Origin of the sequence: Croceicoccus pelagius (genome assembly GCF_001661915.1) — a bacterium.
Taxonomy (GTDB): domain Bacteria; phylum Pseudomonadota; class Alphaproteobacteria; order Sphingomonadales; family Sphingomonadaceae; genus Croceicoccus; species Croceicoccus pelagius.
Genome location: NZ_LYWY01000039.1, coordinates 236,823 through 249,467, shown reverse-complemented (window position 1 = coordinate 249,467; position 12,645 = coordinate 236,823). Strand labels below are relative to the sequence as shown.

Genomic DNA, 12,645 nt, shown 5'->3' with positions numbered 1-12,645 from the left:
GTGCGCCATCGCACGCGCTGTAAGAAGGGGGCCATGCAGCCTCCCCACTACATCAGGATCGGCACGCCGGGCATGCCCAAGGTGGTCTTCGGCCACGGTTGGGGCCGGTCGCACCGCGATTTCATTCCCGTTGCCGAGGCACTTGCCCCGTCGATCGATGCCTACCTGTTCGATCTTCCCGGCCACGGCAAGTCCGAGCGGCCCGAAGATGCATGGGGAACGGTGGAATACGCCGAATACATGGCACGGTACATCGTGGGCGACCTCGGCATTTCGAAGTGTGTGTGGGTCGGCCACAGCTTCGGCGGGCGCGTGGGGCTTCGGCTTGGCGTGCAGTCGCCGGGCATGCTCGATCATCTCGTCATCGTGGCGGGCGCGGGCGTTCCGCGCAATGTGACCACGAAGGAACGGTGGAAGCGCAAGTGGAACGGCCGCAAGTTCCAGAGGCTGAAGGCGCAGGCGAAGACCGAGGATGACCTGATTGCGCTGGAAAAGAAATTCGGCAGCCCCGACTATGTCATGAGCCGGGAGACCGGAATGCGCGACATCTTCGTCGCAACCATCTCCGAGGACCAGAGCGCGGACCTGCCGCGCATCCCGACCGAAACGACCCTGATCTACGGCAGCGCCGATACCGAGACTCCGCCGGAAATCGGCAAGAAGATCGCCGCGCTCGTTCCGAACAGCACTTATGTCGAGTGCCCGCATTACGATCATATCTCGATCCTTGATCGTGGGCGGCACCAGATCGCGCTCGCCATCAAGGAAGCCGTGACGATCCCGGGAGAGGCCGCATGAGCGAACTGATGCTGCCGATCGCGCTTTTCGCGATGATCTTCTCGCTCGGCGCGCTGACATGGGTGCGGCTCCACACACTGCTGACCTATTTCCAGCAGGAAGAATACAACGGTTCGCGCTTCCTTGGCGCGGTGAAGCGGGTGCGGCTTTACGACGTGCGCGCCAGTCTCGTGCTGCTGGCGCTGCTGATCGCGACGATCGCGATCACGCAGCTTGAACTTGGCAGGGCGCTGCTGTTCGCGGCCATCGTCGCCGCGTCTGCCGCGATCTGCTTGATCGCGTGGAAGGAAAGCCGCTACGGTTACAAGAAACCGCTGGTCCTGACCGAACGCGTTCGCCGCATCCGCAAGCTGGCGGCGGTGTTTGCAGGGGTGCTGGTGCTGCTTGCGCTGATCGGCATCATCTGGGCCATCATCGCCCTGCAACTGCTGCCCTTCACGCTGATCCTTGCGAACCGCATCCTCGCCCCGGCACAGGAACGGATCAACCAAGGCTATATCGAAGAAGCGCGCGCCAAGCTCGCCCGCCTCAACCCCAAGCGCATCGGCATCACCGGCAGCTTCGGCAAGACGACGACGAAGCACATCTTCGCCGAGGTTCTCGCCGTGTCCGGCCCGGTGTTCTATTCGCGCGGGTCGATCAACACGGTGCTGGGCCTCACGCGCCACATCCGCGAACGGCTGCAGTGGAGCCACCGCTATTTCATCGCGGAAATGGGCGCATACGGCATCGGGTCGATCCACCGCCTTTGCAACTTCGTGAAGCCCGACTTCGGCATCGTGACCGCAATCGGCGACGCGCATACCGAACGGTTCGGATCGGTCGACAACATCGCGCAGGCCAAGTCCGAACTGGTCGAGGACGTATGCGAAAACGGCGGCACCGCGATCGTTTCGACGCAGGTGCTGGACTACGAACCGTTCCGGATCCTGCGCGCCGACTATCCGGGCAAGGTCATCTCTGTCGGACCGGAAGAGACCGCCGACATCCGCATAATCTCTGCCGCGCTGGTCGAGGCGGACTGGAAGATCGTTCTGGAAGACCGGCGCGAGGGCGCTGGCGGCACGAGACTGGAATACGAACTGCCGCTGCTGGGCGAACACAACGTTACCAACTCGGCGCTGGCCGTGGCGGCGGCGTGGATCATCGACCCCGCCATCGCGACGCGCATTCCGCTCGTAACGCCCGATGTCGAACAGGTCCCGCACCGCCTGCAAAAGCGCGAAAGCCCCGGCCAGCCGCTGGTGCTGGATGATGCCTACAACGCGAACGAGGCAGGCTTTCGCAACGCGGTCGCGGTCGCATCGGAACTCGCAAAGCAGCGCGGCGGGCGCTCGATCCTCGTCACCCCCGGCATTGCCGAACTGGGGATCGAGCATGACCGCGTTCACGCAAGTCTCGGCGAATATACGGCAGGCCTTGCCGACGTGGTCTATGCCGTGAATCCGTCGCGCATCGGCACGTTCACCTCGGCGCTGTCCGCCAACGGCAAGACCGCGATCGAGGTCGCCAGCTTCGCCGACGCGCGCGACGCCTTGAAAGTCGAGGCAAAGCCCGAAGACGTCGTGCTTTACGAAAACGATCTGCCCGATCTTCTCGAAGAACGCCGCCTGCTCTGATCCCGATTTGCCAGGCTCAATCGGGTCCGGCCACCACGCGGCGATAGAGATGCCATGTCGCGTGGCCCAGCACTGGCAACACGATCATCAGACCGAGGAACGCCGGTATCATCGCCGCGAACAGCAACGCCGCGATCAGCACAGCCCATGCCAGCATGACGAATGCGTTCGACCGCATGACGCCAAGGCTGACGATGATCGCGGTCAGAAAATCGACTTCGCGGTCGACCAGCATCGGTAGGCTGCATACCGTGATCGCATAGAACGCCAGCGCCATGACCGCGCCGACAACGCTGCCCACGGCCAGCATCATCATGCCCGCAGGCGTCGCGAACAGCGCCAGCGATTCCCCGCCGATACCCGATTCCGACAGGAACACCGCGAAGATGCCGTGGGCAACCATGAGCCAGAAACCGAAGGCGACGAAAACGATCACGCCCATCGACAGGATCTGTTCGTCACCCCTGCCCCGAAGTGCGCCCAGCACCGCGCCCCACGACAGCGTCTCTCCCGCCTCGCGCCTGCGGCTCACCTCGTAAAGACCGACCGCCACAAAGGGCGCAAGCAATGGAAAGCCCGCCGCCGCCGGGATAAGCCACGCGACCGCGTCCCATTCCATCAGCGCGTAGGCGAGAAATAGCCCCGCCCCCACATAAGTCGCGGCAAAGAACAGCCCGTACGCGGGATAAGCGATAAAGTCCCGCCACCCCGCAGCCAGCGCCGCGCCCAGATCTGCAATCGTCAGGTTGTCGGCAACCGCGACCGGCGCGATCTGCGCCTGCCCCGCCCGGCATTCCGTTGTCATGACACCTCTCCCGCAAAGCGTCGCTTCGGCGACAAGGGTGCATCAGGATCGGCGGGCCTTCAAGCCTGCGGCGTCACTGGCACTTGATGACCCAGCAGGCGGGCGTTCCGGGGCCGGCCGGCTCCATGTATTTTTCGCAGTCCTTGCCGATCGAACCCACCCAGGGCGCATCGGCGCGGCGGGCCTGTTCGGCGCGGTCGGCCGCGGCGCGCTGCGCCCAGCGGCTGCCTCCCTGCGCGGTGTTGCCGTGGTCTGATGCAGGAAAGGCAGCGGGTCGATCCCAGCCTTCCGAGGAGGCACCCGTTCAAATTAAAAATACGGCAACCTCATGATCAACCATCATCAACCGGGTCGATTTCAAGCCATTCCCACCGATCGCGGTAGCTTTGCGCCTTTTTCGCGAACAACTCCGGCCTGTAGTTGACCGGATTGGGCCGCAGAATCCCGCGCGCCGTTTCGTCGAGGCCGTAGGGCGCGAAAAGTTCGCCTGTCGCGACATCGATACCGATGCAGGTGCATGGGATAAGGTATCGTTCGATCGCCTCTCTCGACGATGCCAACGAAGGGTATTCACCGCCGAAACGGTCCGCGTACCAGAGATGCACGCGCGCCTGGTTGCGCACCTCGACGGTTACGCCCAGATCGGCGGTCGCGGCGTCGATCTGACGGATGACCTCGTCCTCCGCCTCGTAACTGAGGTCGGCGGCGTCGTAGTAGAACACGTCGTAGTCGTTGATGCCCCATTGCGGATCGCGGCCCGACTTCAGGTTCCACACCGTCTGGAACAGGCACCCCGCCGTCAGGTAGCATTCGGCAAGGCCGAACGCGGGCAGCCTGTCCAGAAGGACGCGGTTTACCGGGTTCTCCAGGGCAAGGGCCAGAAATTCGTCAGGGCTCACGTCGCGTCGCTCAGATGCCGGCCCACCACTGGTAACCCGCACGGTCTTCCCAGAAGCCGCCCTTCCCGCCCGCGATGCTGCGGAAATCCTCGATCACCTCGATGCCGGTCACGTATTTGGCGTGCTTGTAGCCAAGCTGTCGCTCCACCCGAAGGCGCAGCGGTGCGCCGTGGCGTTCGGGCAGCGGCTGGCCGTTCATGCGCCATGCCATGATCGTCTGCGGGTGCATCGCCTCGATCATGTCGATCGATTCGTAATAGGGTGTATCACCGAAACTGTCGGCGCAGCGGAACAGGACATAGCGCGCCCTGCCGTTGATCCGCGCGAGTTGCAGGAGATGCGAAAGCGGCGTGCCCGTCCACTGGCCGATCGCGCTCCACCCCTCGACGCAGTCGTGCCGCGTGATCTGGGTCCGGGCGGGCATCTGCTGAAGATCGGCAATGGACAGCGACAGAGGCCTTGCCACCATGCCGCCCACGCTAAGCCGCCAGTCGGCAAAGCCATTCGCAAGATGCCGCCGATATTCGGGCGTATCGACCGTGCGGGACCCGTTGGCGCGGAATTCGGGGCTGCGCTCTTCCGGCGCATATTCGCGGGCCAGTGCGTTCCGGTCGGTCACCAGCCGCTGCGCATCGCGGGTGAACAGGTCGAGCGAGGATGCCAGCCGGTCCGCCGGTTCGGTTTCCAGTATCTTCTGGCACCCGCCCAGCGCGATCCCCGCGCCCAGCCCTGCGATCAGCTTGCGCCGTCCGATGATCATGGCGTGTCTCCCTTTTCAGGCGGCAGGCGGAAGCGGCCCGTGATCATCGACCGGATCTCGTTCACCGGTCCCGCGATCACCACCATGACGAGGTGAACGACGATAAAAGCAACCAGCAGGCAAGCGGCGATGAAATGGACCGAGCGTGCCGACTGCCGCCCGCCGAACAGGTCGAGGATCCAGCCCCAGCTGGCATTCATCATCGGGCTCATCCCCAGCCCCGTCAGGACCATGACCGGCAGGATCACGAACAGGACCGACAGGTAGGCCAGCTTCTGCAACGGATTGTACCGCGCCGCCGCTTCGCCGCGCGGCAAGCGAAGCCGGGCATGGTCCTTCACGTCCTGCCACAAGTGGCGCGGCGCGATCTCATTGCGCCGAGGCAGCAAATCCCGCCAGACGTGGCGGTTCGCCAGCGACCACAGCAGGTAGAGCGTACCAGCAATCGCCAGCAGCCACGCGCCGAGGAAGTGATATTTGCGCCCCTCGGCAAGGCTGTAGTTCGACGGCAGCGTCATCCAGTGCGGAAAGGCGCGGGTCTGTGTTCGCCCGTCCTTTTCCCAAACGCCCAGCACGCCGGTCGTCTCCACCTCGAGAGGCCCGACACGAAGAAACCCCTCGCCCCCGCGCGTTGCATATATCCGCAGCCAGGGCTGATCCGGGTTCGCCCCGTACTGCCCCCAATAGAGCCGGGGGTGAGCATTGAAGATCGTCATCCCGCTCATCAGCAGGGTGAAGACGGCAACGACGTTGAGCCAGTGCCACGCCCGCGTGGAGGCGCGGTGGCGCCTCACCACGCGGGGCGGCGATCCTTTATCCGGCGATGATCTCGAGGCGGTAATCGGCAGTCTCCTCGCGCCGGGCGGCGCTTCGCATCATGTAGACCCTTATGCGGTAGTCGCCTGCCAGTTCGGTCGTACCTTCGAATTGGTTACCCTCGGTCGAACCGATGAAGAAGGCAACGTCTTCCTCGCCCGGTGCGATGAGGTTGAAATAGGTCGCGGTGTGCTGCGTCGCCATCGAAACGTTAAGGGGCTGCCCCGCCGCCAATTTCACCACGTAGTCGATCGATTCGTAGCCCTTGATAGAATCCTCGATCGTGATCGCCTTCTCGCCATCGGCGAATTCGACCCGCTCGATCGGGATGTCGGCAACCTGCTTGGCCGGCACGTAATTGGCATCGGCGGTTTCGTCAGTTGCAGGCTGGCTCGCCGCCACCTGTTCTTCTGGCGTTTCGACAGTCGCTTCGGCCGCCGGTTCGTCGGCAGGCCCGCAGGCGGACAGCGCTAAAGCGGCGCAAGTCGTGATCAGGGCAAGGTAACGCATGACAGACCCCCTTCCATCATGGCCGGCAGGGCACCACGCCCGTACGGCAGGGATCGGCACACTGCACCAGCGCGGTGCCAGCCGCAAGGCATCCGAAAGTTGTCCGGAACGGCGCGAAACTACGCATTTCGGGGACACTTTGCACATTAATTTGTCCGCAACCGGGGGAGGAAACGTTAAGCGTACCCGCATTATGAGGGGGCATGACCGCACGCCATGATCCCCGCTCTCGGGTCAGCATACCCGCCGGATACCGGACCGACGACGGTGCCGAGTACGAAACTTCCGTCATCGACATCTCCGAAATGGGCTGCCGCTTGCGCAACGGGGTCGAGCTTCTGGCTCCCGGCAAGGGCCTGTCGATCGCGATCGGCAACCTTGCCCCCGTTTCGGCGCAGGTTCGCTGGCAATACGGTTCGTTCTGCGGCCTTGCGTTCACCCGCCCGCTGCACAGCGCCCTGCTCGATCACCTCGAAGATGCCCATGCCCGCGGTATGCTCGCCCCCGATGCGGAACCGCGCCTGAGCTAACCGGCGTCTGACCGCCCGCCTTCATCCGCATCGTTGAACACCGTCGCCCGCGTCTGCGGAGCCGGTTCGCCCTGTTCGTGCAAGATCGCAAAGGCCCGTGCGGCAACATCCGACAGGTCGGCCTCCTTGCCCGAAATCGCCGCCTTCATTCGCGGGTCCCAGAACTGCGCGATATGATCTGCGGTGGCGGTGGCGGCAGCATCATGGTCGAGCGCGCAGAAATTGCGCGCGATCTGGTTCGCCATGTAGATCAGGCGGGCCAAAGTACCAGAATGGGGCGTGTCGCTCATTCCGCCGGCTCCCCCTCAGCCTCATGACTGATGCGGCGGGAGCGTTCGGCGAGGCCGGCGTAGTCTTCCTGCCAGTCGGTCGGCCCGTTGGAGGCGGAGACCTGCACCGCCGTCACTTTGTATTCGGGACAGTTCGTGGCCCAGTCGGAGAAGTCCGTCGTCACCACGTTCGCCTGCGTTTCGGGGTGGTGGAACGTCGTGTATACCACCCCCGGCGCGACACGATCGGTCACCTTGATGCGCAGCGTCGTCTCGCCCTTGCGGCTGGCGAGGCGCACCCAGTCGCCATCGTTCAGCCCGCGGTTCTCGGCATCCGTGGGGTGCATTTCCAGCAGGTCTTCGGGGTGCCAAGCCGTGTTCGCCGTGCGCCGCGTCTGCGCGCCGACATTGTATTGAGACAGGATGCGCCCGGTGGTCAGCAGCAGCGGGAAGCGCGGGCCGGTTTTCTCGTCCGTCGGAACGTATTCGGTAACGACGAAGTGCCCCTTGCCCCTCACGAAACCGTCAACGTGCATCACCGGCGCGCCATCGGGATTGGCCTCGTTCACCGGCCATTGCAGCGAGCCTTCCTCGCATAGCCGCTCCCACGTGACACCGGCGAATGTCGGCGTCAGGCGGGCGATTTCGGCCAGGATTTCACTGGCATGACCATAGTCCCAGCCAAGCCCCATCGCGTTCGCCAGAAGCTGCGTGACCTGCCAATCCTCATACCCGTTGGCAGGGTCCATGACGCGGCGGACCGGCTGGATGCGGCGTTCGGCATTGGTGAACGTGCCGTCCTTTTCGAGGAACGTGCTACCCGGCAGGAAAACATGCGCGTAGTTCGCGGTTTCGTTGAGGAACAGGTCGTGGACGATGACGCAGTCCATCGCCTTGAGCCCCGCCGCGACGTGCTTCGTATCGGGATCGGACTGGAGAATGTCCTCGCCCTGGATGTAGATCGCGCGAAACGTGCCATCGACCGCGGCGTCGAGCATGTTGTTGATGCGCAGACCCGGTTCTGCATCCAGCGTCACGCCCCAGTCGCTTTCGAACAGCGCGCGTGTTTCGGCATCGGAGATGTGCCGATAGCCCGACAATTCGTGCGGGAAGGAGCCCATGTCGCAGGCGCCCTGCACGTTGTTCTGCCCACGCAGAGGGTTCACGCCGACGCCGGGACGGCCGATATTGCCGGTCGCCATGGCGAGGTTCGCGATGGCCATGACCGTGCTCGACCCTTGCGAATGTTCCGTCACGCCAAGACCGTAGTAGATCGCGCCGTTCCCGCCGGTGGCGAAAAGCCGCGCGGCAGCGCGCAGTTCTTCGGCAGGGACGCGGGTGACAGGCTCCAGCCGCTCGGGGCTGTGGCTCTCGTCCGCGACGAAGCGGGCCCAGTCCTCGAACGCGTCGACTTCGCAGCGTTCAGCCACGAACTGCGTATCTACCAGCCCCTCGGTCACGATCACATGCGCCATCGCGGTCAGGACCGCGACGTTGGTGCCGGGTTGCAGCGGCAGGTGATACTGCGCCTCGATATGCGGCGAGCGGACGAGGTCGATCCGGCGCGGGTCGATCACGATGAGCTTTGCGCCTTCACGCAAGCGGCGCTTCATGCGGCTGGCGAAGACGGGATGCGCGTCGGTCGGGTTCGCGCCGATGACGAGGATCACGTCGCTATGCTCGACGCTGTCGAAGTCCTGCGTTCCCGCGCTGGTGCCGAAAGTGGTTTTCAGGCCGTAACCGGTCGGCGAATGGCAGACGCGCGCGCAGGTATCGACGTTGTTCGATCCGAACCCGCCACGCACCAGCTTCTGGACGAGGAATGTCTCCTCGTTGGTGCAGCGGCTGGAGGTGATGCCGCCCAGCGCCCTTGCGCCATGCTGCGCGCGGATGTCCTTCAGGCGTCCGGCGGTATAGCTGATCGCCTCGGCCCAGCTGACCTCGCGCCATGGCTCGTCGATGGAATCGCGGATCATCGGTGACGTGATCCGGTCCTTGTGGTTGGCATAGCCCCAGGCGAAGCGGCCCTTCACGCAGGAGTGGCCGCGGTTCGCCTTGCCCTCTTTCCACGGCACCATGCGGACCAACTGTTCGCCCCGCATCTCTGCACGGAAGGTGCAGCCAACACCGCAGTAGGCACATGTCGTGACGACCGAGCGTTCGGGCTTGCCGTGCTCCTTCACGCTCTTTTCCATGAGCGCGGATGTGGGGCAGGCCTGCACGCAGGCGCCGCAGGACACGCATTCGCTGGACAGGAAATCGTCCTCAGCCGTGCCCGCGCTGATCTTGGATGCAAAGCCCCGTCCGTCGACCGTCAGGGCCAACGTACCCTGCACCTCGTCACAGGCGCGCACGCAGCGCGAGCAGACGATGCATTTGTCCGGTGCGAAGAGGAAATAGGGGTTCGACAGGTCCGGCGCCTGCCCCAGATGATGCGCGCCGTCATAGCCATATCGCACATCGCGCAGGCCCACGTCGGCAGCCGCGTCCTGAAGCTCGCAATCGTTGTTCGCACTGCACGTCAGGCAATCGAGCGGATGGTCGGAGATATAAAGCTCCATCACCGAGCGCCGCAGCTTTTCCAGCCGCGGTGTCTGCGTCTTCACGACCATGCCTTCGGTTGCGGGCGTGGTGCAGGACGCGGGCGTACCGCGCATCCCTTCGACTTCGACAAGGCACAGGCGGCAGGAGCCGAAGCTCTTGACCATGTCGGTCGCGCACAGCTTCGGGATGTCGCCCCCGATCTCGGCCGCAGCGCGCATGACGCTGGTGCCTTCGGGAACGGTGACTTCGCGGCCGTCGATGGAAAGCGTGACCGTCCGGTCGCTGCGGACAGCGGGCGTGCCGAAATCGGGTTGTTTCGCGTATCCCATCAGGCCTCTCCCTCAAGTGCCAGGACGCCTTGCGGATCGCCGAAGACGAGCGCGGAATCGCGCCGTGCCAAGGCTACGAGCGCAAGGCCTGCCTGTGCCGCGCGGTCGACGGCAAGACTGGTCGGCGCGGATATGGTGACGAGCAGCGGGCAACCGGCACGCACCGTCTTCTCGACAAGTTCGAAGCTGCACCGCGCCGACAGCAGGATGAAGCCTGCGCCTGCATCGCGCCCTTCGCGTGCCATTGAGCCGATCAGCTTGTCGAGCGCGTTGTGCCGCCCGACGTCTTCTGCCGCCAGCACGATCGAACCGTCCGCCGCACAGAACGCCGCCACGTGCATGGCCCCTGTGCGCAGGCCCATGGGCTGGTGATGGTGCAGGCGGCGCAGCGCGTCCGCGATAGCCTCGCGGGTCGTTTCGATGCGTGCAGTGATGCGCGGCATCGGCCGCAGGACTTCGGCGATGTTGTCCATCCCGCAAAGGCCGCAGCTCGATTCCGAAACGCGGGTGCGCGCCCGTGCGATCACGGGCTCCATCGCCTCTTGCGGAAGCGCGATGCGCACGATCCAGCCGTCGACGGTTTCGTGAACGTCGATCGCCTCGATCTTCGAGGCCGCGTCGACAAGCCCTTCGGACAGGGTGAACCCCCGCGCGAAATCCTCCAGCCGATCAGGCGTGGCCATCATCACGGCATAGCCTAAACCGTTGTATTCTATGGCGACCGGCGTTTCGATGGCGAGCGGGCGGACAAGCTCGCCGTCGCCTTCTGCCTCCAGCCCCAGCCGCTGCACGCGGGCAAGTTCGGTGCCGTTCATGCCGGAACTGCCTGTTTCGCAAGGCCGAAATCCTCCGGCCAGTGGCGCAGCGCGGACAGGACCGGATAGGGCGTGAACCCGCCCAGCGCGCAGAGCGAGCCGAACTTCATCGTCTCGCACAAGTCCTCCAGCAGTGCGACCTGCTCTTCAAAGCTGCGCTGGGACGCGCGCACGTTGTGCATCTGGGGCAGCTTTTCGACCGCATCGGCCTGACGCCCTCCGGCAAGGATTCGCTCGATGATTTCCATGCCCCGCACCGATCCGATGCGACAAGGCGTGCACTTGCCGCAGGATTCCGCCGCGCAGAACTTCATCGCGAACCGGGCGAGCGATGCCATGTCGGCGGTATCGTCGAAGACCACGATGCCGCCATGACCGATCAGCGCGTCGGCGGCAGTATATGTTTCGTAGTCGAATGCGATGTCGAACTGGTCGGGGTGGATATAGGCGCCCAGCGGTCCGCCCACCTGCACGGCCTTCACCGGCCTGCCCGATGCCGTGCCGCCGCCGATGTCGTAGACCAGTTCGCGCAAGGTGACGCCGAACGCCGTTTCGTAAAGCCCGCCGTGCAGCACGTTGCCCGCGATCTGGATCGGCATCGTACCCTTGGACCGGCCCATGCCCAGGTTCTCGTAACGCACCGCCCCGCCTTCGGTCAGGATATGCGGCACGGCGGCAAGCGTCAGGACATTGTTCACGACCGTCGGACAACCGAACAGGCCCTGCAATGCTGGCAGCGGCGGCTTGGCGCGGACTTCGCCGCGCTTGCCCTCAAGACTGTTGAGAAGCGAGGTTTCCTCACCGCAGACATAGGCCCCCGCGCCGACGCGAACCTCGATGCGGAACGGCGCGATGCGCGGTGCGGCAAGGTCGATCGCTGCGTTCAGCTTGCCGATGGCGTCGGGATATTCGCTACGCAGGTAGACGTAGCCCTGTCCCGAGCCGACCGCGTAGGCGCAGATCGCCATGCCCTCGATAAGCGCGAAGGGATCGCCTTCCATGACCATGCGATCCGCAAACGTGCCGCTGTCTCCTTCGTCGGCGTTGCACACGACGTACTTGCGGGCACCTTCCGCCCTGGCGACCGTCTGCCACTTTATACCGGCAGGGAACCCCGCACCGCCGCGTCCGCGAAGGCCGGACTGCACCATTTCGGCCAGCACCTGTTCGCTGCCGATGGCACGGGCGCGGTCAAGACCTGCCCAGCCGCCAGTCGCGACATAGTCATCGAGGCTGAGCGGACGGGTGCGCCCTGCCCGCGCAAAAGTCAGGCGCTGCTGGCTGGCGATGAAGGGATGGGCCGCGACAGGACCGATGCAGAGGTCGTCCGCGCCGCCCTCGGCAATTTCTGCCACGCGATCCACCGTCACAGGCCCCCAGCCGACGCCGTTAACTTCGACCAGCGGTTCGAGCCAGTGCATGCCCCAGCTCGACACGCGCTCCACCGTCCAGCCCAGCTTGTCGAAGGCCGCGACGACCTTGTCCGCTCCGCAAGCGCGGGCGACGGCATCGTCGGAGATGCGGACCGTGCTCATGCGCCTTCCACCAGTTTCGTCAGTGCGGCCTCATTCAGCCGCGCGTGGAGATCGTCGCCGATCCGCGCATTGGGGCCGACGCTGCACAGGCCGAGGCAATAGACCGTCTCGACCCGCACCCTGTCGCCAGCCGCTGTGGCAACGGCAGGCATCATTGCCTCGATCCCGCGGGCCTGACACGCCTCTGCACGGCAGACCTGCACGACGGGGCGCAAGTCCTGCTCTGCACGAAAGTCGTGATAGAAGCTGACCACCCCGTGCACTTCGGCGCGGGTCAGGTTCAGCAAGTGCGCGATGCGGGTTTCGGCGGCCGTGTCGATCGCCCCCAGTTCCGCCTGCACGTCATGCAGGATGGGGAGCAGCGGGCCTTCACGGTCCACGTGGCGGGCGACGATTTGGTCGATCCGGTCCATGAC

13 protein-coding genes are annotated in these 12,645 nt (G+C 64.8%); 3 read left to right on the top strand and 10 right to left on the bottom strand.

Features of this window, described 5'->3' with window-relative positions:
• Positions 1-33 precede the first annotated feature (33 nt).
• Together A9D15_RS12600 and A9D15_RS12595 are read left to right on the top strand one after the other, a co-directional pair.
• Positions 34-798 (top strand): alpha/beta fold hydrolase, encoded by a 765-nt coding sequence (locus A9D15_RS12600; protein WP_066765519.1) that lies wholly within the window; start codon positions 34-36, stop codon positions 796-798.
• Positions 795-2,417 carry a Mur ligase family protein gene (locus A9D15_RS12595; protein WP_082924450.1) on the top strand — a complete coding sequence of 541 codons (1,623 nt, stop codon included), beginning with the start codon at positions 795-797 and terminating at the stop codon, positions 2,415-2,417. Before A9D15_RS12600 ends, A9D15_RS12595 begins: the two co-directional genes overlap by 4 nt.
• A gap of 16 nt (positions 2,418-2,433) precedes the next feature.
• On the opposite strand, the gene A9D15_RS12590 is transcribed toward A9D15_RS12595, so the two are convergent.
• The 5 genes from A9D15_RS12590 to A9D15_RS12570 form a co-directional block, all read right to left on the bottom strand.
• On the bottom strand, positions 2,434-3,222 hold the full coding sequence (locus tag A9D15_RS12590; RefSeq protein ID WP_066765518.1) for a DUF2189 domain-containing protein: 789 nt from the start codon (positions 3,220-3,222) through the stop codon (positions 2,434-2,436).
• A 332-nt stretch (positions 3,223-3,554) separates the two neighbouring features.
• The gene (locus A9D15_RS12585; protein WP_066765516.1) at positions 3,555-4,121 is read right to left on the bottom strand and encodes a nucleotidyltransferase family protein; all 567 of its coding nucleotides are present in this window, start codon (positions 4,119-4,121) and stop codon (positions 3,555-3,557) included.
• A 10-nt stretch (positions 4,122-4,131) separates the two neighbouring features.
• Positions 4,132-4,881 (bottom strand): molybdopterin-dependent oxidoreductase, encoded by a 750-nt coding sequence (locus tag A9D15_RS12580; RefSeq protein WP_066765513.1) that lies wholly within the window; start codon positions 4,879-4,881, stop codon positions 4,132-4,134.
• Entirely contained in the window at positions 4,878-5,675 is a 798-nt protein-coding gene (locus A9D15_RS12575) for a cytochrome b/b6 domain-containing protein (RefSeq protein ID WP_373283470.1), read from the bottom strand. The genes A9D15_RS12580 and A9D15_RS12575 overlap by 4 nt, the downstream gene beginning before the upstream one ends.
• A 19-nt stretch (positions 5,676-5,694) precedes the next feature.
• The gene (locus A9D15_RS12570) at positions 5,695-6,207 is read right to left on the bottom strand and encodes a hypothetical protein (protein WP_066765509.1); all 513 of its coding nucleotides are present in this window, start codon (positions 6,205-6,207) and stop codon (positions 5,695-5,697) included.
• Positions 6,208-6,410: 203 nt separating this feature from the next.
• Between A9D15_RS12570 and A9D15_RS12565 the strand changes: the two genes are divergently transcribed.
• Entirely contained in the window at positions 6,411-6,737 is a 327-nt protein-coding gene (locus tag A9D15_RS12565) for a PilZ domain-containing protein (RefSeq protein ID WP_066765507.1), read from the top strand.
• On the opposite strand, the gene A9D15_RS12560 is transcribed toward A9D15_RS12565, so the two are convergent.
• Genes A9D15_RS12560 through A9D15_RS12540 form a run of 5 tightly spaced genes read right to left on the bottom strand, consistent with a single transcriptional unit; the run spans position 6,734 to position 12,642 of the window.
• Positions 6,734-7,027: a formate dehydrogenase subunit delta gene (locus A9D15_RS12560; RefSeq protein ID WP_066765505.1), complete on the bottom strand. Its 294-nt coding sequence runs from the start codon at positions 7,025-7,027 to the stop codon at positions 6,734-6,736. The two genes, A9D15_RS12565 and A9D15_RS12560, sit on opposite strands and share 4 nt — an antisense overlap.
• A complete protein-coding gene (gene fdhF, locus A9D15_RS12555; protein WP_066765500.1) occupies positions 7,024-9,879 on the bottom strand; it encodes a formate dehydrogenase subunit alpha in 2,856 nt (951 codons plus the stop codon). Before fdhF ends, A9D15_RS12560 begins: the two co-directional genes overlap by 4 nt.
• Positions 9,879-10,694, bottom strand: a complete 816-nt coding sequence (gene fdhD, locus A9D15_RS12550) for a formate dehydrogenase accessory sulfurtransferase FdhD (protein WP_066765498.1) — start codon at positions 10,692-10,694, stop codon at positions 9,879-9,881. The genes fdhF and fdhD overlap by 1 nt, the downstream gene beginning before the upstream one ends.
• Positions 10,691-12,229 (bottom strand): NADH-ubiquinone oxidoreductase-F iron-sulfur binding region domain-containing protein, encoded by a 1,539-nt coding sequence (locus A9D15_RS12545; RefSeq protein ID WP_066765496.1) that lies wholly within the window; start codon positions 12,227-12,229, stop codon positions 10,691-10,693. Before A9D15_RS12545 ends, fdhD begins: the two co-directional genes overlap by 4 nt.
• Positions 12,226-12,642 carry an NAD(P)H-dependent oxidoreductase subunit E gene (locus A9D15_RS12540; RefSeq protein ID WP_066765494.1) on the bottom strand — a complete coding sequence of 139 codons (417 nt, stop codon included), beginning with the start codon at positions 12,640-12,642 and terminating at the stop codon, positions 12,226-12,228. Before A9D15_RS12540 ends, A9D15_RS12545 begins: the two co-directional genes overlap by 4 nt.
• Positions 12,643-12,645: the final 3 nt, after the last annotated feature.

Excerpts from the sequence above, each read along its gene's own strand:
- A9D15_RS12580 (WP_066765513.1), bottom strand. The coding sequence starts at position 4,881 with ATGATCATCGGACGGCGCAAGCTGATCGCAGGGCTGGGCGCGGGGATC.
- A9D15_RS12540 (WP_066765494.1), bottom strand. The coding sequence starts at position 12,642 with ATGGACCGGATCGACCAAATCGTCGCCCGCCACGTGGACCGTGAAGGC.
- A9D15_RS12600 (WP_066765519.1), top strand. The coding sequence starts at position 34 with ATGCAGCCTCCCCACTACATCAGGATCGGCACGCCGGGCATGCCCAAG.
- A9D15_RS12565 (WP_066765507.1), top strand. The coding sequence starts at position 6,411 with ATGACCGCACGCCATGATCCCCGCTCTCGGGTCAGCATACCCGCCGGA.
- A9D15_RS12545 (WP_066765496.1), bottom strand. The coding sequence starts at position 12,229 with ATGAGCACGGTCCGCATCTCCGACGATGCCGTCGCCCGCGCTTGCGGA.
- A9D15_RS12560 (WP_066765505.1), bottom strand. The coding sequence starts at position 7,027 with ATGAGCGACACGCCCCATTCTGGTACTTTGGCCCGCCTGATCTACATG.
- fdhF (WP_066765500.1), bottom strand. The coding sequence starts at position 9,879 with ATGGGATACGCGAAACAACCCGATTTCGGCACGCCCGCTGTCCGCAGC.
- fdhD (WP_066765498.1), bottom strand. The coding sequence starts at position 10,694 with ATGAACGGCACCGAACTTGCCCGCGTGCAGCGGCTGGGGCTGGAGGCA.
- A9D15_RS12570 (WP_066765509.1), bottom strand. The coding sequence starts at position 6,207 with ATGCGTTACCTTGCCCTGATCACGACTTGCGCCGCTTTAGCGCTGTCC.
- A9D15_RS12595 (WP_082924450.1), top strand. The coding sequence starts at position 795 with ATGAGCGAACTGATGCTGCCGATCGCGCTTTTCGCGATGATCTTCTCG.
- A9D15_RS12590 (WP_066765518.1), bottom strand. The coding sequence starts at position 3,222 with ATGACAACGGAATGCCGGGCGGGGCAGGCGCAGATCGCGCCGGTCGCG.